18 protein-coding genes are annotated in these 21,343 nt (G+C 71.3%); 4 read left to right on the top strand and 14 right to left on the bottom strand.

Features of this window, described 5'->3' with window-relative positions; genetic code table 11:
- Positions 1-9: 9 nt before the first annotated feature.
- On the bottom strand, positions 10-357 hold the full coding sequence (locus BLU79_RS30490; RefSeq protein WP_093909165.1) for a hypothetical protein: 348 nt from the start codon (positions 355-357) through the stop codon (positions 10-12).
- Between the two features lie 109 nt (positions 358-466).
- Entirely contained in the window at positions 467-1,429 is a 963-nt protein-coding gene (locus BLU79_RS30495; RefSeq protein ID WP_093909332.1) for a GlxA family transcriptional regulator, read from the bottom strand.
- A gap of 168 nt (positions 1,430-1,597) precedes the next feature.
- Here BLU79_RS30495 and BLU79_RS30500 point away from each other — a divergent pair, with 168 nt between their 5' ends.
- Positions 1,598-2,059: a DUF2269 family protein gene (locus BLU79_RS30500; RefSeq protein WP_093909333.1), complete on the top strand. Its 462-nt coding sequence runs from the start codon at positions 1,598-1,600 to the stop codon at positions 2,057-2,059.
- Positions 2,060-2,192: 133 nt separating this feature from the next.
- Entirely contained in the window at positions 2,193-2,408 is a 216-nt protein-coding gene (locus BLU79_RS30505) for a hypothetical protein (protein WP_093909166.1), read from the top strand.
- A 6-nt stretch (positions 2,409-2,414) separates the two neighbouring features.
- On the opposite strand, the gene tgmB is transcribed toward BLU79_RS30505, so the two are convergent.
- From tgmB to BLU79_RS30550, 9 genes are all read right to left on the bottom strand, one after another.
- Complete coding sequence (tgmB, locus tag BLU79_RS30510) at positions 2,415-3,389, bottom strand: ATP-grasp ribosomal peptide maturase (protein WP_093909167.1); 975 nt, start codon at positions 3,387-3,389, stop codon at positions 2,415-2,417.
- Between the two features lie 16 nt (positions 3,390-3,405).
- Complete coding sequence (gene tgmA, locus BLU79_RS30515; RefSeq protein WP_093909168.1) at positions 3,406-3,597, bottom strand: putative ATP-grasp-modified RiPP; 192 nt, start codon at positions 3,595-3,597, stop codon at positions 3,406-3,408.
- Between the two features lie 118 nt (positions 3,598-3,715).
- Positions 3,716-4,012, bottom strand: coding sequence for a DUF1232 domain-containing protein (locus BLU79_RS30520; protein ID WP_177001241.1), 297 nt, complete (start codon positions 4,010-4,012; stop codon positions 3,716-3,718).
- Between the two features lie 291 nt (positions 4,013-4,303).
- The gene (locus BLU79_RS30525; RefSeq protein ID WP_177001242.1) at positions 4,304-5,401 is read right to left on the bottom strand and encodes a hypothetical protein; all 1,098 of its coding nucleotides are present in this window, start codon (positions 5,399-5,401) and stop codon (positions 4,304-4,306) included.
- Positions 5,402-5,619: 218 nt separating this feature from the next.
- Positions 5,620-6,114: a lamin tail domain-containing protein gene (locus tag BLU79_RS30530; RefSeq protein WP_093909169.1), complete on the bottom strand. Its 495-nt coding sequence runs from the start codon at positions 6,112-6,114 to the stop codon at positions 5,620-5,622.
- Between the two features lie 169 nt (positions 6,115-6,283).
- Positions 6,284-7,648: an FAD-dependent oxidoreductase gene (locus BLU79_RS30535; protein ID WP_093909170.1), complete on the bottom strand. Its 1,365-nt coding sequence runs from the start codon at positions 7,646-7,648 to the stop codon at positions 6,284-6,286.
- Between the two features lie 158 nt (positions 7,649-7,806).
- A complete protein-coding gene (locus BLU79_RS30540) occupies positions 7,807-8,625 on the bottom strand; it encodes a chitosanase (protein ID WP_093909171.1) in 819 nt (272 codons plus the stop codon).
- Between the two features lie 134 nt (positions 8,626-8,759).
- A complete protein-coding gene (locus tag BLU79_RS30545) occupies positions 8,760-11,537 on the bottom strand; it encodes a SpoIIE family protein phosphatase (RefSeq protein WP_093909172.1) in 2,778 nt (925 codons plus the stop codon).
- A 188-nt stretch (positions 11,538-11,725) separates the two neighbouring features.
- The gene (locus tag BLU79_RS30550; RefSeq protein WP_093909173.1) at positions 11,726-14,251 is read right to left on the bottom strand and encodes a SpoIIE family protein phosphatase; all 2,526 of its coding nucleotides are present in this window, start codon (positions 14,249-14,251) and stop codon (positions 11,726-11,728) included.
- A 327-nt stretch (positions 14,252-14,578) separates the two neighbouring features.
- Here BLU79_RS30550 and BLU79_RS30555 point away from each other — a divergent pair, with 327 nt between their 5' ends.
- Positions 14,579-16,261 (top strand): tetratricopeptide repeat protein, encoded by a 1,683-nt coding sequence (locus BLU79_RS30555; RefSeq protein ID WP_093909174.1) that lies wholly within the window; start codon positions 14,579-14,581, stop codon positions 16,259-16,261.
- Positions 16,262-16,361: 100 nt separating this feature from the next.
- The gene (locus BLU79_RS30560; RefSeq protein ID WP_093909175.1) at positions 16,362-17,882 is read left to right on the top strand and encodes a carboxylesterase/lipase family protein; all 1,521 of its coding nucleotides are present in this window, start codon (positions 16,362-16,364) and stop codon (positions 17,880-17,882) included.
- Positions 17,883-17,967: 85 nt separating this feature from the next.
- Here the strand turns inward: BLU79_RS30560 and BLU79_RS30565 are convergent, their stop codons facing one another.
- Genes BLU79_RS30565 through BLU79_RS30575 form a run of 3 tightly spaced genes read right to left on the bottom strand, consistent with a single transcriptional unit; the run spans position 17,968 to position 21,148 of the window.
- On the bottom strand, positions 17,968-19,233 hold the full coding sequence (locus BLU79_RS30565; RefSeq protein ID WP_093909176.1) for a sugar ABC transporter permease: 1,266 nt from the start codon (positions 19,231-19,233) through the stop codon (positions 17,968-17,970).
- A 5-nt stretch (positions 19,234-19,238) separates the two neighbouring features.
- Entirely contained in the window at positions 19,239-20,021 is a 783-nt protein-coding gene (locus tag BLU79_RS30570) for an ATP-binding cassette domain-containing protein (RefSeq protein ID WP_093909177.1), read from the bottom strand.
- Positions 20,022-20,059: 38 nt separating this feature from the next.
- The gene (locus BLU79_RS30575; RefSeq protein WP_093909178.1) at positions 20,060-21,148 is read right to left on the bottom strand and encodes a substrate-binding domain-containing protein; all 1,089 of its coding nucleotides are present in this window, start codon (positions 21,146-21,148) and stop codon (positions 20,060-20,062) included.
- Positions 21,149-21,343 lie beyond the last annotated feature (195 nt).

Genomic DNA, 21,343 nt, shown 5'->3' on the forward strand with positions numbered 1-21,343 from the left:
CGGGCACGCTCAGGCGGCGCTGCTGCTGTGCGGCATCCCGTGCCGGCACGTGACGTCGTGCGCACTGCCGAGGCTCGTCCACCAGCGCTCGCAGCACGCCGAGTCGAGCTCTGCCTGGACGATCGCCTCGGCGGCATCGCCGGCGCGCCCGGCCCGCGCGATCAACTCCAGGAGCCAGCGCCGCTGATCGCAGATCACTGTCTCCCGTACGACGGCGATGAGCGGCACGAGACTGGCGGCGGCGAACAGACACGCGCCCCACACGGGGCCGTACCGGAACGCGAGGACCGTGGTCCAGGCGAGCCCCGCGCTCGTGGCGATGTAGAGGGCACAGAGGAGGCGGCTGGAGTAGTTCATGGGAGTACACCGTCCTTGGGGAGGATCGATACCCCTTGTCCAACTGTGCATGGCCCGTATGGGACTCGGGTGATTTTTCCCACCGTGACCGATCAGGGTGGGTCACCGGTTATGACTGGACGCCTACCGCGCTCCTCCCCTGGAACGCGGAGCGATAGGCATGCGGGGTCGTGCCGACCACCCGGCGGAAGCGATCGCGGAACGCCGTCGGCGATCCGAACCCCGCCTGCCGTGCGATCCGTTCGATCGGGTGGTCGCTGTTCTCCAGCAGGTACTGGGCCCGCCGCACCCGCACCCGCAGCAGCCACTGCAAGGGAGTGGTGCCGGTCTGCTCACGGAACCGGCGGCTGAGGGTGCGCTCGCTCATGCCCGAGCGCTCCGCCATCTGCGCCAGGGTGACCTCCTGCGCCAAGTTGTCCTCGATCCACTCCAGGAGGGGTTCGAGCGCCGAGCCGCGCGGGACAGGCGGGTGCTCGTGCACGATGAACTGCGCCTGTCCGCCCTCCCGTTCCAGCGGTACGACGGCCATGCGGGCGGTGTGCGCGGCGACCGCCGACCCCAGGTCCCGGCGGATCATGTGCAGGCACATGTCCAGACCCGCGGCGGCCCCGGCGGAGGTGAGGACCCGCCCGTTGTCGACGTACAGCACGTCCGGCTCCACCTCCACGCGCGGGAAGCGCCGGGCCAGCTCGTCGGTGGCCATCCAGTGGGTGGTGGCGCGCAGCCCGTCCAGCAGTCCCGCCTCCGCCAGGACGAAGGCGCCCACGCACACCGACGCGATCCGGGTGCCGGACCGAGCCGCCTCCCGCAGGGCCGCGACCACGGCGGGGGAGGGCGGTCCGGTCTCGTCGCATCCCGGCACGATGATCGTGTCCGCGTCCGCCAGCCCGTCGAGCCCCCGGTCGATCCGCAGGGCGAAGCCCTCCGTGGGCACCTCCGGCGACTCGGCGCACAGCCGGACCCGGTAGGGGCGGCGGCCGTCCGGCAGCCGCGTCCAGCCGAACATCTGGAAGGGCGTCGCCATGTCGAACGGCACCACGTTGTCGAGAACCAGGATCGCCACGGTGTGCATGAGCGCCACCATAGGCAGATTCCCGCCAGGGATATAAGGCCAGGTCGAGGAAGAGAGCGATGGGGACGTGTCGGACAGGGCACAGTACACAGGCATTGGCGAGAATCCGTTGGAAGCTGTCATTTCAGCCGCTGTGCGATCACCCGGAAGATCCCTAACGTGGGCCGGGTGACCAAGATCCTGCTCATCCTTCACGTCCTGGCCGCCATCGTCGCCGTCGGCCCCGTCACCGTCGCGGCCAGCATGTTCCCGCCTGCGGCGCGCCGCGTCCCGGCGGCGGACGGTGCCGTGGCGGTGGGCACCGTCCGGCTCCTGCACCGCATCTGCCGCGTCTACGCGGGCATCGGGGTCTCGGTCCCCGTCCTCGGCCTGGCCACCGCCCTGGCGATGGGCGTCCTGGGCAGTGGCTGGCTCATCACGTCCATCGCCCTGACCGCCGCGGCGGCCGGCATCCTGGTCGCGTTCGTCCTGCCCCGCCAGGAGGAACTCGTGGAGCAACTGAACGCCGAGAAGCCCGTCGAGCACTCGGCCACCGTGCAACTCGCCATGTTCACCGGCATCTTCAACCTGCTGTGGGCCACCGTCACCATCCTGATGATCGTCCGGCCGGGCTCGACGACAGGGGCCTGACCCGGACGGAAGCGCCCGTTCATCGCTCGTCAAGCACTCTGGCAGAATTCATACTTCAGGGTGCGTCGGCGCCTAGACTCGACAGCCGTGCCCAAATGCACACAGGGCCACGACAGGAAAGGCGCGTTGACGGGTGTTCCAGGATTCTCCCATTTACGACCGGCTCATCGCGGAGCGCGGCGACATTCCCACCCAGGTGCGTCGCGAGGCCGAACGCGTCAGCAGGGAAGTCGAGTTCGCCATGCAGCCGCTGCTGTCCGGCGGCATCGCGTCCGCTCCCCTACGACCCACACCCCCGGCACCGACGTGGCAGCGCAGCGCCCTGCCGCCGGGCCCCCAGCAGCTCTGAGCCCGGTCAGGTGACCTTCGCGCTCGCCCCGTTGACGTGTGCCTCCTCCTCGGAGGCCGGCTGGGCGAGCCACTCGGCGATGGTGCGGGCGATCGGCTGGCCCGTGTCCACCTCGACGAACCCGAACTGGCCCGACTGGTTGCACTCCAGGAACCACCACGTCCCGTCGGCGTCCTCGACGAAGTCGAAGGCGCCGTAAGCCAGTTCGGCGTCCCTCAGATACGCGCGGACGGCCTCGGCGACACGGGGTGCCACCTCGACGGGACGCCACGGCGCCTCGGACTCGGCGAAGCGGACGTCCACCTCGGCTTCGGCACCGGTCGCCTTGCGGGCGGCCAGCAGTCGCTCGCCCACCGCGGTGAGACGTATGTCGGCACGCTTGGCGACGCGCCGTTGCAGCAGCGTGGGGCCGAACGCGACGGCGGAGAAGTCCGCGTCCGGGGCCACCCTGCTGGTCGGCACCGCCCGGGGCGGATCCTGCGGATGCGCGCCGGACACCGGCTTGACCACCAGGTCCGGATACCGTGCGGCGAACTCGCGGGCGGCCTGCGGGAACGTCGTGATCAAGGTGGCCGGTACGGGCAGTCCGCAGCCCTGGGCCACCCGCAACTGCCAGGGTTTGAAACGGGCCCGGCGGGCCGCGTCGGGTTGGTTCATCCAGCGGGCGTCACAGCTGCGCAGCATGCCGTACAGCGCCTGACCGGCCTCCTCCGCCAGCCACGCGGACGGCGCGGCAGCCCGGGCGGCCGGGGTCCCCGGCCTGCGCATCCAGACGGACCGCAGCCCGCCGATGCTCACCAGTCGGCCCGCGGCCGACAGGTGCCCGCGGAAGGCACCGTGCACATACTCGCCCGACAGGGCGACCCCGCCGGTCAGGTCGGCGGGATCGAGGCGGACCACCGGGACGCCGGACGCGTTCAGGTGCACGACCACCATGTCCGCCGTCACGTCTTCTTCGTTGGTCAGAATCAAGACGGTCATCGTCGCCGGCCTGCGTTCAGTCGTCGAAGTGGGTCTTCGAGCCCGCCGTGGACGTGGTGGTCCCGAGCTCCCGCAGCAACGCATGATCACTGGCGGCTATCCGCCCGTCACGGAGCACGTTCAACTGCAGCCCGGAGTCGTAGACGTACGGAGCGGTGAACTCCAACTCCGCTGCCGGCCGTGCATAGTTGAGCGCGAACGGTTGCATCGTCTCTCCCTCACAGGTGCTGCTCCGAACGAGCTTGGTCACCCGGCGCCGCCCCTCGGTCCGTCGACGCCCTTTGGTTTCCACTTACTTAAACGAATCGAACGAGTGGTTGGTTTCCTTACTTTCCGTAGTCAACGGGGTCGGGACGCCCGGCATCGGGGGAACGGCGCAGGGTACGCAGTGCCAGCAGGAGCACGCCGATGTCGTCCAGATACACCGGATCGGGCACCAGATCGGCCGGCAGCACGAAATAGAGGAGGGCGCCCCAGAACACCCACCGCGGACCGGTCGGCAGCCCGGCGCGCCGCAGTGTGCGCCGTGTGCGCACGAGCCGCACCAGCACCGCGACGGCCACGGCGAGCAGGACGGCCGCGAGGGCGACGGCGACGGCGATCAGTGTGGTGGTCGACTCCACGGACCCTCCTTCAGCCCTCGGTGCGCACCACACGCACTGCTGGACGGATTCCCGATTGCGGCGGGTGCATTGCATGACGGCGGTCACCTGGCGCAGCCCTTCACCCGTCAGGACGTAAGACGCACAATGGGGCCGGACACCTGCCTGGTCAGGAATGCGGACCGGCCACCCACGCACCGGAGCGAACCCGCTCGACGCAGTACACGCCCCGTACGAGTCCTTCGCAGCCGTCGTACGCAGCCGCGCGCACGGGGCCGACCGCAGTCGGCTCCCGTGCTTCTCATGCCCCCGCTAGCGGTCCGATGAGCGGGTCGACCCCCTGAGGCGTTCGAAGGTGCGGGTCAGCTGGTGCAGTGGGGACGTCGACGGACCGGAGGGTGGCTGGGGTCGCGTGTCGGCCATGGCGTCGGCGGACTCCCGGTAGGCGGCCAGCGCCGCGTGCGCCTGCTCGGCGGCCTCCCGGTACAGATCGCGCGACTTCGTCATCGCCTCCAGGGCGTCGGCGTACATCGCCACCAGCCTGCGCTCGCGGGCGAGCTCCTCCTCCAGCGTCAGCAACCGCCAGTCCTCGCGCAGGGCGGTGAGGGCCTTCTCGGCACCGTCCGGCAACGGCCTGGGCAGCGCGGCGAAGCGCGTCACGGCGTGGATGAGCTCGGCGGGCTCCGTGCCGTCGAGGAAGACGCTGCGTACGGCGAAGTCGTCCGCGGCGTAGCCGGACGGCGCCGGAGTCCCGGGCAGCACCACGGCACCCCCGCGCGGAACCTCCACGCCGACGTCCCGCAGCGCCCAGTTCACGATGCGCAGCAGGCTCGGCGCCGCCCGGTGCTCGACCACCCGGTGCCGCAGGCCCGGCGGCAGCATCCCGGCCAGCGGCACACGGCCGCGCTTGTCCGTGGTCATGGCCTCGTGGACGACGACATGGATGCTCCAGCCGTCGCGCACGGAGTCCCGCAGCACACGCCGTACGTCCTTGTCGTCCGAGGGCAGTGGGTTGATGTCCCGCAGACGCAGGCCCGTCACGGTGTCGTGGTCCCAGGTCGCGTCCGGCTCCTGCGGCCAGAACAGGGCCGCCGGCGAGGGCCATCGCGGGTCCCACGGGGCCTCCGCCTCCGCGACCAGCATCCACTGCTGCCCGTCGCCGGAGTCGTGCTCGACGGTCAGCCGGGCCCGTACGGTCACCGCCTCCGCGACCCGCCATCGGGCCTCGAAGACGTGCTCCTGGGCGCCCTCGGTCTCGGGCACCTCCAGAAAGTCGTCTATGCCCCCGCTGTCCTTGAGCTGCGGCAGGGTGAGCCGGAGGACGTCCTGTGCGGCGGGTCCGAGGTGGCGGCCACGGGCCAACCACACCGAGGGCGGGATCGTGGGGCGGGCGCTGGAGGAACTGGGCATGAGTCCATCTGTGGGCGAGGGTGCGTGTTCGTACCAGTATGGTCGCCGCGGGTGGATGCCGGTCGAGCGGGGTCCGCACACGGGGTGTGTGCCGTCCGCACAGCCCAACTGCCGCTCACCCGTGGCCCGCACCGCATCCGGTCAAGACAATGGCCCGGTGAGCAGGACCCGCCCACCATCCGCATTGGGGCGGGTCCTGCTCACGCCACACCGTCGGCTCAGCCGTGGTAGGTGATGTAGCCGTTGCGGTCCGGGTCGCTCCCGCTCTTGGTGTAGGAGTGCGAGTCCGCTCCGGCGCCCGAGGGCTTGTAGAAGTAGATCGAGTCCTTGTCGTTGTTCCACATGAAGTTGCAGTTGTCGCGGTAGACGACGTTGCCCGCGTCGGAGTCGGTGCCGTTGCCGCCCCGGAGCTTCACGTAGTCGCCGGGCTCCAGGTAGTGGTTGGCGGGGAAGGTGAAGCGGTTGCCCGCCTTGTCCTTCACGACGTAGCCCTTGAGGTTGACCTTCGTGCCCGACGAGTAGTTCTTGATCGTCAGGTACTCCGCTTTGGTGTTGCCGGTCCGGCAGTTGTTGGAGTCGCTGCCGGGCGCGTCGTACTGGATGCCCTTGATCTTCAGCGCGGACGAGTACTCGGTGGCCTGGGCCGGTGCGGCGGACAGCGCGGCGAGCGTGCCGGCGGCGATGGCGGTTGTGGTGAAAAGGCGTATGCGCATGGAGAAACATCCCCCTGTATGGAGCTTCTGTGAAGATCAGGAGTGTATATAGGCCAGCCGCACGCTGTACCGACTTCTCCGAAATGCGAGACGGGGGTGGATCCGTGGGGGAAAAGCGGGGAGGGCCGGGGGAACGAATCCCCCGGCCCTCCCGGTACGCGTCGGCGACTTACGCGCCGCTCTCCCGCAGCATGCCCTCGCGCTCGACGATCTTCACGCGCTCACGGCCCTGCGGCTCGCCCAGCGCCTTCTCGGCGGCGTCGAGCTTGTACCAGCCCTCCCACGTGGTGAAGCGGATCTCGCGCTCGGCGAGGAACGCCTCCACGGCCTCCGGCTCCGGCGAAACGGGCGTCTGCAGACGGCCGTTCGCGAAGTCGTCCAGGAGGTTCGACACGGTCTCGTTGGCGTCGCCCTTGGTGTGGCCGATCAGGCCGACCGGGCCACGGCGGATCCAGCCGGTGACGTACGTGGACTGCAGGTGCTCGCCGGACTCCTGGATGACCCGGCCGCCCTCGTCCGGGACCGTGCCCGAGTCGATGTCCCAGGGCAGCTTGGGAAGTTTGTCGGAGAGGTAGCCGACCGCTCGGTAGATCGCGGTGACGTCCCAGTCCTTGAACTCGCCGGTGCCCTTGACGTTGCCGGTGCCGTCGAGGGCGGTGCGCTCGGTGCGCAGCCCGACGACCTTGCCGTCCTCGCCGAGGATCTCGGAGGGCGACTCGAAGAAGTGCAGGAACAGCTTGTGCGGCCGGTCGCCGACGTCGCGGATCGCCCAGTTCTCCAGGGTCTTGGCGACCATGTCGGCCTGCTTGTTGCCGCGCCGGGTCTCGATCGAGCCCTCGTCGTAGTCGATGTCCTCGGGGTCGACGATGACCTCGATGTTGGGCGAGTGGTCCAGCTCGCGCAGCTCCATCGGGGAGAACTTCGCCTGCGCCGGGCCACGGCGGCCGAACACGTGGACTTCCAGCGCCTTGTTGGCCTTGAGGCCCTCGTGGACGTTCGGCGGGATCTCCGTCGGCAGCAGCTCGTCCGCCGTCTTGGCCAGGATGCGGGCCACGTCCAGGGCGACATTGCCGACGCCGAGCACGGCGACCTTCTCCGCCTCCAGGGGCCAGGTGCGCGGCACGTCCGGGTGGCCGTCGTACCAGGAGACGAAGTCGGCCGCGCCGTAGGAGCCGTCGAGGTCGATGCCGGGTATGCGCAGCTCGCGGTCGGCCGTCGCGCCCGTCGAGAAGATCACGGCGTCGTAGAGCGCGCGCAGGTCGTCCAGGCTGATGTCGTTCGGGTAGTCGACGTTGCCGAAGAGGCGGATCTGCGGCTTGTCGAGAACCTGGTGGAGGGCCGTGATGATGCCCTTGATGCGGGGGTGGTCGGGGGCGACGCCGTACCGGATCAGTCCGAACGGCGCCGGCATGCGCTCGAAGAGGTCGATGGACACACCCGGATCGGCGGCCACGTCGGACTTGAGCAGGGCGTCGGCGGCGTAGATCCCGGCGGGGCCGGCTCCGACGATGGCTACCCGCAGGGGGCGGGGCATGATCAGGTTCCCTTCGAGTGGCGACAAAGCGATCTCGTCGGGAAGCCTAAACTAAGGCAAGCCTAAGTCGGTACGCGGGTCCGGCCTATGAGCTCATAAATCCATTCTATGGGCAGTGCCGGGCCGTCGTGGGCGGCCCGGCAACCACCGGGTTCCGGTCAGTCGAGGTGGTAACTGTCCCCGTACACCTTCCAGTCGAGCGGCGGGTCGAGGTCGAGGTTGCCCTCGCGCAGGAAGACGCGCTGGGCCGTGTCGACGCGGCTGGTGTCGCTGTGGGCCTCCTCCTGCTTCATGGCCCACACCCGCGCGTCGAGGAAGGCGTGCAGGTAGGTCACCTCGTCGCCGCCCTGGGCCGGCGGCCGGGCCTGGTTCAGGGCGCGCCCGCGGATGTTGCGGAAGCTGGTGGGGTCGTCGCCGTCGCCGTGCATGACGATGGCGTCGTAGTACGCGAACTGGCCGAGCACCCGCAGCCCGTCCGTCTTGCCCTGGCGCACCGCCGGGTTGAAGTACACGCGGTCGCGCTCGTCGTCCTGGGCCTGCCGGAACGCCTGGTCCTGCGCCGCCTGGGCCCAGTCGCGGGGATAGTTCGGGTCGAGTCCGTCGTGCGAGTCGGTGCCGTTCACCCGGCGCAGCGCCGGCAGGTACGGGGCGAGGGCGTTGCCGGGGCGGCGGTCGGCGTACAGCTCGACGAGGTCGAGCATGTCGCCCGTGCCGGAGCAGAAGCCGATGATGCCGGCGGTGTAGCCGCGGCCGTCGCCGATGTCCTCGATGTACTTGTACTGGGCCTTCCAGTCGAGCGAGGAGTTCTCCGCGCTCGACACCAGCTTCATGGCGATCTCCTTCTTCGCCGGATCGTCGAGTCCCACCGCGGCGCAGAGCGCGGCGGCACGGGGGGAGCCGATGAGGGGGACCGATGCCAGGGACGCGCCGACCAGGGCGAGGAGTGTGCGGCGCGACGTGTGCGTGGGGTGCTTCACGGCGGCTCCAAGGGGTGGTGGGGGGTGGAGAGTTGGCCGTTGCCGGATACTGATAGGAAGGTTTCCTATCAGAGGCGGCTCATGAAGGACACCGGTCGCGTCAAAGGTTCGTACCTATCTACAAACAGGCACGGCTACGGCAGCGGCTGCTCCGCCCAGATGACCTTGCCGCCGGGCAGGTACCGCGTGCCCCAGCGCTCGGTGAGCTGTGCGACCAGGAACAGGCCGCGTCCGCCCTCGTCGGTCATGGCCGCGTAGCGCAGGTGCGGCGAGGTGTTGCTGCTGTCGAAGACCTCGCAGATCAGGGTGCGGTCGCGCAGCATGCGCACGCGGATGGGGTCGCCGCCGTACCGGATCGCGTTGGTCGCCAGCTCGCTGAGGATCAGCTCCGTGGTGAACGACAGCTCCTCCAGTCCCCACTCGTCCAGCGTCCGCGTCACGGCGGAGCGCACCCGGGCGACCGCGGCCGGGTCGGCCGGCACGTCCCACTCGGCGACCTGGGCGGGCCCGAGCGCCCGTGTGCGGGCCACGAGCAGCGCGATGTCGTCGCTCGGCCGGGCCGGCGGCCGGGCCTCCAGTACCTCCTGGCAGGTCTCCTCCGGGGACGGTCCGGCCCTGGTCAGCGCGGCGCGCAGCAGGTCCAGGCCCTCGTCGATGTCGTGCTCCCGGTCCTCCACCAGCCCGTCCGTGTAGAGCACGAGACGGCTGTCCTCCGCGAGCTCCAGCTCGGCCGTCTCGAACGGCAGCCCGCCCAGGCCCAGCGGGGGACCGGCGGGCACGTCGGGGAACTCGACGGTGCCGTCCGGCCGGATCAGCGCCGGCGGCGGATGACCGGCCCGGGCGATCGTGCACCGCCGGGCCACCGGGTCGTAGATCGCGTACAGACAGGTCGCGCCGGTCACCGGGGCGCTGTCGCCCTCCGCCGCCTCGTCCTGGTCGATACGGGCGACCAGCTCGTCGAGGAGCGCGAGCAGTTCGTCGGGCGGCAGATCCAGGGCGGAGAAGTTGTGCACGGCCGTACGCAGCCGGCCCATCGTGGCCGCCGCAAGCAGCCCGTGGCCCACCACGTCGCCCACCACCAGCGCGACCCGGGCGCCGGACAGCGGCAGCACATCGAACCAGTCGCCGCCCACACCGGCCTGCGCCGGCAGATACCGGTAGGCGATGTCCAGGGCGTTCTGCTCGGGCAGGCTGCGGGGTAGCAGGCTGCGCTGCAGGGTCACCGCCATGCTGTGCTCGCGGGTGTACCGGCGCGCGTTGTCGATGGACACCGCGGCCCGCGCGACCAGCTCCTCGGCGAGCGCGACCTCGTCGGCGTCGAACGCCTCGGCCTTGCGCGACCGCCAGAAGCTGACCACACCGAGCACCAGGGAGCCCGCCCTGAGCGGCACGGCGATCAGCGAGTGGATGCCGAAATCCACGACCTGCGCCGACCGCTCCGGATCCTGGGCCCGCCAGCCCGGCGCCGCCTCCAGCCTGGGCTCGATCACGGCATGCCCGTCGCTGAGCGCGCGGGCCTGCGGCGAGGAGTCGACGAAACGGATCTGCTCGCCCACCGGATACAGCGGCACGTCCTTGCGCACCCCACTGCACGCGGTGCGCCGCAGCAGGGTCACCGCCTCCGGCTGCCCGCCCCCGAGCACGACGTCGAACAGGTCGACGGTGGCGAAGTCCGCGAACCGGGGCACCGCCAGCTCCGCCAGTTCCTCGGCGGTGCGGGTGACGTCCAGGCTGGTGCCGATGCCCACTCCGGCGTCGTACAGCATGTTCAGGCGCTCGCGGGCCTCCTCGGCCCGGCCGGACAGGGCCCGCAGCTCCGTCGAGTCGCGCAGCGTGGCGACACTGCCGGTCAGCCGGCCCCTGAGGTGGGTGGGGCGCTGGTTGACCGCCAGCAGCCGGTCCGCCACCAGGTGCACCTCGTCCGTGGCCATCCGGCCGGAGTCCAGCAGCTCGGCGGTGTCGGGCGCCAGACCGAGGTCGAGCACCCGGCGCCCCTCGGCGTCCTCGGGCAGATCGAGGAGGCGCTGCGCCTCGTCGTTGGCGAGCAGCAGCTTGCCCTCGCCGCCGACGATGATCACGCCCTCCCGGACGGCGTGCAGAACGGCGTCGTGGTGCTCGTACATACGGGTCATCTCGTGCGGGCCCAGGCCGTGCGTCTGCCGCAGCAGCCGCTTGCTGACCAGCGCCGTTCCCGCTGTGGACAGGGCGAGTGCCACCGCCGCGGCGATCAGCACGAGCGGCAGCTGCCGGTCGGCGGTGCCGCCCACGGTGTCCGTCGTGATCCCGGCCGACACCAGGCCCACGACCTTCCCGTCGGGATCCTTGATCGGGACCACCGCCTGCACGAGCGGCCCGATGGTCCCCGTGATCTCCTCGACCACGACCTTCCCGGCCAGCGCCGGTTCCAGGGTCCCGACGAACTGCTTCCCGATACGGTCCGGCTTGGGGTGGGTGTAGCGGATCCCGTCGGTGTTCATGACGACGATGAAGTCCACGCCCGTCGCCTCGCGTGCCGCCTCGGCCCGCGGTTGCAGTACGGCGGTGGGGTCCGGGTCGTCGAGCGCCTCCCGGGTGCCCGGCGCGTTGGCGAACGCCTCGGCTACGGCCACCGAACGGTTGCGGGCCTCCTGCCTGGTGTCGTACCGCACCTGCAGCACCAGGGCCACGACCGCGGCGACCACCAGCAGCAGCACGATGACCACCTGGAGCAGGAAGACCTGCCCGGCGACACTGAGCCCGCCCACCGCCGACCGCACCCTGGAGAACGGCCCCTTGCGCCGCTCCTCGCCGAGCGCGTCGGGCGGCGTTTCCCGTTCGGGCACACCAAAGGCGCGGTCGGGCGCAGGGCGTGCGCGCAGACCGCTGGGACGACGGGCCGACCGGGCCCCTGATCGACCCGATAGTCGGACCATGTGCCCATGTCTACACTGCCGCGCCCCAGGAGGCGAGACACGTCACGGACCGTGACAGGACCCGCTCCCTCGCACACAGGACGATCACGGGAGTGATGCACCGAATCCGGGCAACTCCCGTCCCCACAGCAGGGATACGCGGACACGGGCACCGCCGGAGCACGGCTGCGGGCGCGGTCCGCGCGCCCTCAGGACCGGCGCAGCGGGGCGCTGCGCCGCGTGGCGAGCAGGAGTGCGATGTCGTCGGGGCGGTCCGCCGTGTGCCGGGCCTTCGCGGTGAGCCGGTCGGCCACGGCCGCCAGCGAGGGCGCGCCCGCGCGGGCGGCCGGGGCACCGGCCCTGGCCAGCGCGACCCGCAGCGCGCCGATGCCGTCGTCGATGTCGTAGCCGGGCCGCTCGACCAGCCCGTCCGTGTACAGCGCCAGGACGGCACCGGGTTCCAGCCGAAGTTCCGTCACCGGATACTGCGCCAGCGGGTCCACACCGAGCACCACACCGCCGGGCAGGTCGAGGACATGCGTGCGGCCGTCCGGGCGGCGCAGCACCGGAGGCGGGTGCCCGGCCACGGCCGCCTGCGCGACACCGGTCACGGGATCCAGCCGGATGTAGCAGCAGCTCGCGAAGAGACCCGAATCGAGGTCGATGAGCAGGCGATTGGTGCCGCTCATGACCTCGTCGGGCGGCCGGTCGCCGACCGCGAAGGCCCGGACGGCGGTGCGCAGCTGGCCCATGGTCGCCGCGGCCTGCACACCGTGCCCCTGCACATCGCCGATCACCAGCGCCATCCCGTCCCCCGCGGCGACCACGTCGTACCAGTCCCCGCCCACCTCCATGCCCTGGGTACCGGGCAGATAGCGTCCCGCGGTCTCCACGAGCGGGTGCTCCAACAGCCGCCGGGGGAGCAGTGCCTGCTGCAGCCCGCGGGCGAGCGCCGCCTCGCTCTCGTAGCGCTGCGCCTTCTCCATGGCGTGCGCGATCAGCCCGGCCAGCGCGGTCAGCACCGCACGTTCCTCGGTGCTGAAGCTGCGCGGCCGGTCGAAGCCGAGGATGCAGGAGCCGACGGCCCGCCCGGAGGCGATCAGGGGCAGGAAGGCGCGGGCGCCCTCCGTCGCGTCCAGCGCGATGCCCGGATAGGCCTCGGCGAGCTGCTCCATGGAGTCGAAGAACAGCGGGCGCCCACTGGTCAGCGTCTCGACCCCGGGCAGCCGCTCGTCCAGACCCACACCGTCGAACGGGGCCAGGAACCCCTTGGGGAAGCCCGACTCCCAGGCCAGGAACAGATGCCGTTCCTGCAGCAGGTAGATGGCCAGCCGACGGCCGCCGAACGCGGGCAGCAGCTCCCGCATCACCACGGCGGACACCTGGCGTGCCGTGACCGCCTCCGTCAGCGCGATGGCGAGGACGATGGGGCGGTACAGGGGAGCGAGCGACGGCGCGCCGGCGGTCTCCGGCGCGGCCTGCGCCTCCGGCAGACCGGACGGGCTGTCGGCCATCCGGTGCCCCGGGCGGAGCGTGCAGGTCAGCAGGTCCGGCCCGGGATAGACGGACAGGGCGAGCGAGTCGCCGCCGAACGGGCGGGCAGCGGTCTCACGACCGTGGGCCGACGGTCTTCGGACGTGGAAGTGCACCGGATCCGGAGACAACAGCGCCCCGCGCAGATGGTCTTCGACCGCGGGCTGATTCAGCCACGGCACGCCCTCCCACAGCGGCCGGCCCAGCAGCTCGGTGCGCGGTCGGCGCAGCAGCGCCGCCGCCCGCGGGTTGGCGTAGACGACCGTCCCCACCCGGTCCAGGCAGAACACCCCGTCCGGCAGCAGATCGGCCGCCGCGTCCGCCACCGTGCCCGGCCCCGGATCGAGGACGACACCCCGCACGGTTCGCACCCCGGAGCGCGCCGGGTCGTCGTACGGCCCCCAGACCTCGATCAGCCGCAGCGCACCGTCCGCGGATCGCGCGTACAGCGGCAGCGCCGGTGGCCGGCCCCCGGCGGCCTCCCGCAGCGCCGCCAGGATCCGCTCCGCGTCATGGGGCGCGACGGCCCGCGCGAACTCCTCCGCGGAGCCGTCGGCTTCCTCCGCCGCCCGACCCAGTACGAGGTTCAGCCGCTCGTCCGCCGTCACGGTGCCCGTCACCGGATCCCAGGCGAACCGTCCCAGGCGCCCCGAGGGCGAGCGGCCGGACGGCGGGCGGACACACACCGGCCCACCGTCCCAGGACACCGCCGACGTTTCCTCGTCCTCGAGCTTCGCCAGCGCAACCCCCAGCTCCTCGGCCAGCTGCGCCATGCGCTCGCGCACGGGCAGCAGCTCCGTGGCGTCCGTCGCCGAGGGTCGCAGCACGGTCAGCACTCCGAAGACGGTCGAGCCGTCCGTGACGGGGACGTACAGGGATCCGAACTGGAACGGCAGGCCGGCCGCGAACTGCGGATAGCGGCGCATCGTCTCCGCCGCGTTCGGCAGCACCACCTCGACGCCGAGCCGGTAGGCGTCCGCGACGGGGAACGGCCGGTCCGCGTGCAGCCGCCACCACGGCCGGAACAGTGGCCCAGGCAGCCCCTCCAGGACTGCCAGCCGCAGCAGTCCGGGCGTGCTCGATCGCAGATAGACCCCACCCGCATAGCCGCCGGTCGCGCTGATCGCCTCCGCCGAGGCATCGATCAGCAGCGCCGCCAGCCTGCCGGGCGTCCGCTCTGCGCCTTCGGCGCTCCCAGTCATCGGCCCTACCTCGTCCGTACGCCCTCACGCGTGCGACACAGCAAGAATGCGCCACGACGCACCTTGCCCGCACCTGGGCGGCTTGACCAGGGGTGTGCGGGACCCGAGTGAAACCGGTGCCCCCGCCGAGGCCCGGGTGCCGCCCCGGCCACCCCGCGGACCTCGACCGGATGTGCCGGAACCCGAAACCGCGCGGCAGCCCTCCCCGTTGTCGGTGCGGTGTCCGCACACCCCGATCCGGCGCCCCAGGGGTCGGCAAGGCGGACGCCTCTCGGGAAGACTCGGAATCGCAACCGGCCGATGCGGCTCAGGCAGGGAGACAGCCCCATGGAGTACTACGACCTCGGCACCCACACCCGCTCCGTGACCACGTCCTCCGCCCAGGCACAGCTCTGGTTCGACCGAGGGCTGGCATGGACGTACGCCTTCCACCACGAGGAAGCCGTGGCCTGCTTCCAGGCCGCCGCCGCGGCCGACCCCGACTGCGCCATGGCCCACTGGGGCATCGCGTACGCGCTCGGCCCGAACTACAACAAGCCCTGGGAGTTCTTCGACGACAAGGACCTGGCCCGCACCGTGGACCGCACCCACGCCGCCGTGGAGCTGGCCCACGAGAAGGCGTCGGCCGCCTCCCCCGTCGAGCAGGCGCTGATCGGCGCGCTGCGCGCCCGCTACCCGCAGGCGAAGGCCGTGGAGGACTGCTCGATCTGGAACGCCCCGTACGCCGACAGCATGCGCGCGGTCTACGAGCTCGCGCCCGACGACCCGGACGTCGCCACCCTGTACGCCGACGCCCTGATGAACCTCACGCCCTGGCAGTTGTGGGACCTCAGGACGGGCGAACCGGCCGAGGGCGCGCGCACGCCGGAGGCCAAGGTCGTCCTCGACCGGGCCCTCGCCACCGCCGAGGGCCGCGACCATCCGGGCGTGGTGCACCTGTACATCCACCTGATGGAGATGTCCCCGACACCCGAGGTGGCGCTGCCGGTCGCGGACCGGCTGCGCGGGCTCGTCCCGGACGCCGGGCATCTGCACCACATGCCCTCGCACCTGGAGGTGCTCTGCGGCGACTACCGGCGGGTGGTCTCGGACAACAGCAAGGCGATCGAGGTCGACGAGAAGTACCACTCCCGAGCCGGGGCGATGAACTTCTACACCCTGTACCGCTCGCACAACTACCACTTCAAGATCTACGGCGCGATGTTCCTCGGCCAGTCCCAGGTCGCCCTGGAGACCGCGGCGCAGCTGGAGGCGTCCATCCCGGAGGACCTGCTGCGCGTGCCCAGCCCGCCCATGGCCGACTGGCTGGAGAGCTTCCTCGCCATGCGGGTCCACGCCCTGATCCGCTTCGGCCGCTGGGACGACATCCTGGACATGGCGCTGCCCGCCGACCCCGAGCTGTACTGCGTGACGACCGCGATGATCCACTACGCCCGCGGCGTCGCCCTCTCCTCGACCCACCGCGTCCCGGAGGCGGAGGCGGAGCGCCGGCTCTTCCGGGAGGCGGTCGCCCGGGTCCCCGAGACCCGCATGCTCTTCAACAACACCTGCGCCGACATCCTCGCGATCGCCTCGGCGATGCTCGACGGCGAACTGGAGTACCGCAAGGGCCACTACGACGCCGCCTTCGCCGCGCTGGAACGCTCCATCGAGCTGGACGACAACCTCCCCTACGACGAGCCGTGGGGCTGGATGCAGCCCACCCGGCACGCCTACGGCGCGCTGCTCCTGGAACAGGGACGGGTCGAGGAGGCCGAGGCGGTCTACCGCGCCGACCTCGGCCTCGACGGCACGCTTCCGCGCGCCCTGCAGCATCCCGGCAACGTCTGGTCCCTGCACGGCCTCCACGAGTGCCTGATGCGTCTGGGCAGGTTCGGGGAGGCGCAGATGGTGGCCCAGCAACTGCGTCTCGCCGCCGCGCTGGCGGACGTTCCGATCGAGGCGTCCTGCTTCTGCCGACTCGAGACCCACCAGGGCGGCGCCCCCGAGGACGGTTGCTGCGCCGACTGACGGGGACGAGGGGGCAGGTGTCATCACGGCGGGAGCCGGTATATGTTCGTCGAGTGAAATCATCTTCACAGCTATCCGTGAGTCTCCCGAGGAGTCGTCGATGAGCAGTGCCGAGTTCCCGGAAGCCGGAACAAAGACCGGTGCGGTCCGTGGTCGCCTGGAAGATGGCCTCGCGGTGTTCCGCGGCATCCCGTACGCGCAGCCCCCCGTGGGCGCGGCACGCTTCGCCGCGCCGCGACCCGCGGAGCGCTGGGACGGCGTACGGGAGGCGTTCGCGTTCGGTCCGCCGCCTCCGCAGGAGCCCTTCGGCCCCGAAGGCGCTCCGCCCGGCCCCGTCCCGACCGGCGACGACTGGCTGACCGTCAACGTCTGGACGCCCGAGGTGGACCCGGCGGCCCGTCGCCCCGTGATGGTGTGGTTCTACGGCGGCGCCTACAAGTTCGGCTCCGCCGACGACCCCGCCTACGACGGCGGCCGGCTCGCCCGCGACGGCGAGCTGGTCGTCGTCACCTTCAACTACCGCGTGGGTGTCGAGGGGTTCCTGCGGATCGAGGGCGCTCCCGCCAACCGCGGACTGCTCGACCAGGTCGCCGCCCTGGAGTGGGTGCGCGAGAACATCACCGCGTTCGGCGGAGACCCCGACCAGGTGACCGTCTTCGGCGAGTCGGCCGGCGCCGGTTCCATCGCCGCGCTGATGGCCATGCCGAGCGCCCGGGGCCTGATCCACCGCGCCATCGCGCAGAGCGTGCCCGGCACCTTCTTCTCGGACGCGCTGGCCGCCGACATCGCCGAGGTCGTGGCCGGCGAGCTCGGGCTGCGTCCGACGGTCGAGGACCTGTCCGGCGTGGACCCGCGCAAGCTGCCCGGAGCGGGTGCCGCGCTGAGCACCCGGATGCGCGAGTACGTCCACCGGTGGGGCGCGGTCGCCCTCACCCCGACGCCGTACTCCCCGGTCGTCGACGGCGAGGTACTGCCCGCGACACCGTGGGCGGCCCTCGCGGACGGCGCCGCCCGCGAGGTCGAGCTGATCGCCGGGCACAACCGGGACGAGTACCGCCTCTTCGTGCTGCTAGGCGGGCTGCTCGGCCGGGTGGACGAGGGGCTGGCGTCCTCGACGCTGGGTCTGTTCGGGCCGGCTGCGGACGCCGAGCAGGCCTATCGCGCGGCGTTCCCGGACGCCTCGGCGGAGTACCTCTTCGAGCTGGTGCAGTCCGACTGGCTGTTCCGGATGCCCTCGCTGCGGCTGGCTGAGGCCCAGGTGGCCGGCGGCGGCCCGGCCCACCTGTACGAGCTCACCTGGCCCGCCCCGGCGAACGGCGGCCTCCTCGGCGCTTGCCACGGCCTCGACGTGCCCCTGACCTTCGGCGTGTACGGCGGACTCGGCGCCATGCTGATCGGGCCCGAGCCCACGCCGGAGACCGAGACGCTCTCGGCCCACATCCGCGCCGCCTGGACCGCGTTCGCCCGCACCGGCGACCCGGGCTGGCCCGGCTACGACACCGAGCACCGTCTCGTCCGGCTCCTCGACGTCGAACCCACGGTGGCGCCGTACCCGGAGGAGGCTTCGCGCCGTCTCTGGGAGCGGCACACCTTCGAGGCGCTGGCGCTGACGACGGAATGACGGTGAGACCGGCCGGGAGGCGAGCGGACTTCGCGCTCATCTCCGGCGGCCGGTCTCCCACGACCCTCCGGGGTGCCGCCCACCCTCACGCCCGCCCGTGCGCCTCCTGCGAGCGTCGTGCCAGTGCGTCGATGACCACGGCGGCGAAGAGCACCCCGCCCGTGATCATGAACTGGACGGCGGTCGGGGTGTCCGTGATCACCATGCCCGACGCGATCGACTGGATGACCAGCATGCCGAGCACCGCCGACCAGGTCGTACCGCGTCCCCCGAACAGACTGGTGCCGCCGATGACGGCCGCCGCGATGGCGTTGAGCAGCAGCAGACCCGAGCCCGCTCCCTGACTCACCGAGGTGATGCGCGAGGCCAGGAACAGGCCGCCGAGTGCGGCCATGGTGCCGGAGACGGCGAGCACGGCGGTCTGCACGCCGGTCACGTTGAGGCTGGCGCGTCGGGCCGCCTCGATGCTGCCGCCGAGCGCGTAGACCTGGCGCCCGTAGTGCGTGCGGCGCAGCAGGATGTCGAGTACGGCCACCACCACGAGGAAGATCAGCAGGGCGAGCGGCAGCCCCTGGAACCGGTTGAGCAGATACGCGGCGGTGAACGCCACCGCCGCGAGCATCGCCGTACGCACGACGACGCCCTGCAGTGAGCGGTGTGGCATGCCCACCGCCATGCGCCGTCGCCGGTCCTGGTGGGACACGAGGAAGACCAGGCCCGTGCCGACCGCCGCCAGGCCGTAGGCGGCGGCGTCGTGGGTGAAGTAGTAGCTCGTCAGGTGGGCGACGAGCCCGTTCTCGTCGAGGTTGACGGTGCCGCTGGTCCCGAGGATGTAGAGCATGAGGCCGTTGAAGGTCAGCAGCCCGGCGAGGGTGATGACGAAGGCCGGCACCCGGGTCTTGGCGACGGAGTAGCCCTGGAGGGTGCCCGCCAGGGTGCCCGCGAGCACCGCGCTGACGAAGGCGAGCCATTCCGGCACGCCGTTGTTCACGTTCAGGACGGCGAAGACGGCGGCGGCGAGCCCGCTGATCGAGCCGACCGACAGGTCCAGCTCGCCGATCAGCAGGACGAAGACGATGCCGACGGCGATCAGGCCCGTACCGACGATGTCCACGCTGAGATTGGACAGGTTCCGGGGTGACAGGAAGCTGTCGTTGAGGGACTGGAAGGTGATCCAGACGGCGGCGAGGACCAGGACGACCGGGAGCGAGCCCAGTTCACCGGCGCTCAGCTTGCGCCGCAGGACCGCGATCCCGCTGTCGAGGAGCTGAACGAGGGCCGCAGCGCGGGGCGGCCGGCCGGCCTTGGCGATGGGCGCGGAAGGCGCGGACGCCTCCGTCCCGCTGTGCATCCCTTTCACCACCCTGCCTCCCGATGGGCCATCCGGCGCGGCACGTTCTCCGTGGCGCCGGTGATGGAGGCGATGATCTGTTCCTGGGACGCGGTGTTCACGTCGAAGAAGCCGTTGTTACGGCCGAGCCGCAGCACGGCGGCCCGGTCCGCCAGAGCCTTGACATCGCCCATGTTGTGGCTGATGAGCAGCACCCCGAGACCCCGGTCGCGCAGCTGGTCCACCAGGTCCAGGACCTCGCTGGTCTGCTCGAACCCGAGCGCCGCGGTCGGCTCGTCCAGGAGGAGGACGCGCGGGTCGCCGAGGAGCGAGCGGGCGATGGCGACCGTCTGCCGCTGCCCGCTGGACAGGGAGACGACGGGGGCGCGCAGATCGGGAACCCCCCTGGTCAGCTGCTCCAGCAGCCCACTGGTGCGCCGCTCCATCTCCACCTCGTCGAGAAACCCGTACCTGCGGACCTCTCGGCCGAGGAAGAGATTGCCCACCACGTCGAGGTTCCCGCACAGCGCGAGATCCTGGTAGACGGTGGCGATACCCAGGTCCCGGGCGTCGTGCGGGCGTCTGATCTGGACCGGACGGCCCTCCCACTCGATGACCCCCTTGTCCGCCGGGGTCACTCCGGAGATCACCTTGACCAGGGTCGACTTGCCGGCCCCGTTGTCACCCAGCAGCGCGACGACCTGACCCGCGCGGATCTCCAGCTCGATATCGGAGAGAACCTCGACAACCCCGAAGCGCTTGCACACGCCGCGCAGCGCCAGCAAGGGGGGACTCGGCACGAACACCATCTCCTTCCCCAGACCGGTCCGGCGCCGGAGCCGGCCGGTCAGGTGAGTCCGGCCCTCGCGCAGGCGGCCTTGAGTTGCGGGGTGCAGATCTGTTGGATCGTGTACACACCGTCCTTCACCACGGTGTCCTCGATGGTCCCGACGGTCACGGACACCGGCATGAGCAGGACGGCCGGAACCGTGCTCCCCGTGCTGGTCCGCACCGTGTCCTGGGCGACCCGGTCCAGGCTTTCGCCGCGGGCCGCGGCCACGGCCAGCGCGGCGCCGGCGGAGGCCTCGGGCGCGAAGGGCTTGTAGACGGTCATGTACTGCTCGCCGGCCACGATCCGCCGCAGGGCTCCGAGCTCCGCGTCCTGCCCGGTGACGGGCGGCAGCGGGTCGACCTTGTTGGCCTTGAGAGCGGCGATGCTGCCGGCCGCGAGGCCGTCGTTGGCGGCGTAGACCCCGTCGATGTTGCCGGCGCCGAGGGCGGAGATGGCGCCGGACATGTTCATGTGGGCGGCCTCCGTACGCCACTGACGGGTCTCGTACTCCTTGGAGATCTCGACCTTGCCCTCGAGCTCGGACAGGGCGCCCTTCTTGAACAGCACCGCGTTGGGGTCGCTGGGATCGCCGTTCATCATGACGATCCGGTCGCCGGCCGCCCCGTCGCCCATGGCCTGCAGCAGCGCCCTGCCCTGGAGCCTGCCGACCTCCTCGCCGTCGAAGGAGGCGTAGGCGGCGATGGGGCCCTCGGCCAGGCGGTCGTAGGCGATGACGGGGATGCCGGCCTCGTCCGCCTTCGTGACCGTGGGGCGCAACGACCGGGCGTCGACGGCCACGAGGAGGATGGCGTCGACCCCTTCGGTGATCATCGATTCCATCTGGGCCTGCTGGATGGCCACATCGTTCTTGGCGTTGGCGTGCTCGACCTCGCAGTCCGGGCACAGTTCCTTGATCTGCCGGTCGAGCAGTGGCCGGTCGTTGGTCTCCCAGCGTGCCGTGGTGGCGTCCGGCAGAAGCACGCCGATGCGCGGCTGGTTCCCCCCACCGGAGTCGATGCTGCCGCTCTCCCCGCAGGCCGCGAGCGCGGCGGCCGAAGCAGCCGCGGTCACCGCGACGACCGCCCCCCGTACGCAGGCCTTCATGCGAGAGACCTCCCTTTCCTTCACCTCGCGGGGTGAGGAAGGCGTGAAGGACGGACAGCCGCGACGCCGGCGCCGGGGATGGCCCGGACCGTACTGCGGGAGATAGGGGGACATGCTGTATCAAATGGGATAGATCGGCTATGTCGTAAGTGTGGCACCGGCCGCGATGAACTGCGAACGCGGTCACGTGGAGTC

Source organism: Streptomyces sp. cf386 (genome assembly GCF_900103585.1).
In the GTDB taxonomy this organism is placed as follows: domain Bacteria; phylum Actinomycetota; class Actinomycetes; order Streptomycetales; family Streptomycetaceae; genus Streptomyces.

Coding starts and splice junctions, on each gene's coding strand:
- BLU79_RS30495 (WP_093909332.1), bottom strand. CDS start 1,429: ATGCACACCGTGGCGATCCTGGTTCTCGACAACGTGGTGCCGTTCGAC.
- BLU79_RS30575 (WP_093909178.1), bottom strand. CDS start 21,148: ATGAAGGCCTGCGTACGGGGGGCGGTCGTCGCGGTGACCGCGGCTGCT.
- BLU79_RS30560 (WP_093909175.1), top strand. CDS start 16,362: ATGAGCAGTGCCGAGTTCCCGGAAGCCGGAACAAAGACCGGTGCGGTC.
- BLU79_RS30570 (WP_093909177.1), bottom strand. CDS start 20,021: ATGGTGTTCGTGCCGAGTCCCCCCTTGCTGGCGCTGCGCGGCGTGTGC.
- BLU79_RS30525 (WP_177001242.1), bottom strand. CDS start 5,401: ATGCCCAGTTCCTCCAGCGCCCGCCCCACGATCCCGCCCTCGGTGTGG.
- BLU79_RS30565 (WP_093909176.1), bottom strand. CDS start 19,233: ATGCACAGCGGGACGGAGGCGTCCGCGCCTTCCGCGCCCATCGCCAAG.
- tgmB (WP_093909167.1), bottom strand. CDS start 3,389: ATGACCGTCTTGATTCTGACCAACGAAGAAGACGTGACGGCGGACATG.
- BLU79_RS30530 (WP_093909169.1), bottom strand. CDS start 6,114: ATGCGCATACGCCTTTTCACCACAACCGCCATCGCCGCCGGCACGCTC.
- BLU79_RS30490 (WP_093909165.1), bottom strand. CDS start 357: ATGAACTACTCCAGCCGCCTCCTCTGTGCCCTCTACATCGCCACGAGC.
- BLU79_RS30545 (WP_093909172.1), bottom strand. CDS start 11,537: ATGGTCCGACTATCGGGTCGATCAGGGGCCCGGTCGGCCCGTCGTCCC.
- BLU79_RS30535 (WP_093909170.1), bottom strand. CDS start 7,648: ATGCCCCGCCCCCTGCGGGTAGCCATCGTCGGAGCCGGCCCCGCCGGG.
- tgmA (WP_093909168.1), bottom strand. CDS start 3,597: ATGCAACCGTTCGCGCTCAACTATGCACGGCCGGCAGCGGAGTTGGAG.
- BLU79_RS30555 (WP_093909174.1), top strand. CDS start 14,579: ATGGAGTACTACGACCTCGGCACCCACACCCGCTCCGTGACCACGTCC.
- BLU79_RS30550 (WP_093909173.1), bottom strand. CDS start 14,251: ATGACTGGGAGCGCCGAAGGCGCAGAGCGGACGCCCGGCAGGCTGGCG.